Raw genomic sequence first — 576 nt, 5'->3', positions numbered from 1 at the left:
ACGCAGTGGTTCTGAATCATAGCCTTTATCTGCACATACCACTTTTGTCTCTTTTAAATCTAATGTTGATATTAAATCAGGTGCAACTTTAACATCATGTGTGGTTCCATCGGTAATCATGAAATCAATAGGATTGCCATGTGCATCAACAATCAAATGTATTTTTGAGGAGTTTCCTCCTACACTTTTAGAAATAGATTGATTCGCTATACCGGCAGAATGTTGATGAGCACGTACATGAGAGCCATCAATAAAAATCCACTCCATATCGGGGCATGAGGCTAGTAATTTGAATAATCTAAGTAACTTACCGCTGCTTGACCAACGATTAAAACGTTTGAAAATAGAGTTTGAATGACCAAAACAAGAAGGAATATCTCGCCACGGACAGCCTGTTCTAATTCTATAGAGAATAGCTTCAATAAAATTGCGTAAATTTGAGTTGTGGTGAATGGATAAATTACGCAGAATAACTTTCAACTTTTGCCAGTGTTGATCTGTCAGCATGGTACGAGGCATAGCGAATAGTAAAATTGGGTTTGGCGATTTGATTTTACTACTTCGCTATTTTTTTAA

General features: G+C 36.5%; 1 protein-coding gene. It reads right to left on the bottom strand.

Translation table 11 applies throughout. From position 1 onward, the window contains the following. On the bottom strand, positions 1-519 hold a 519-nt coding region (locus tag ACTL4S_RS16440), incomplete at its 3' end, for an IS5-like element ISAba31 family transposase (RefSeq protein WP_213696967.1). Positions 520-576 lie beyond the last annotated feature (57 nt).

Source organism: Acinetobacter lwoffii (assembly GCF_052078135.1).
Taxonomy (GTDB): domain Bacteria; phylum Pseudomonadota; class Gammaproteobacteria; order Pseudomonadales; family Moraxellaceae; genus Acinetobacter; species Acinetobacter lwoffii_Z.
The sequence above is the reverse complement of the archived record's forward strand: the minus strand, read 5'-3'. Positions and strand labels throughout refer to the sequence as shown.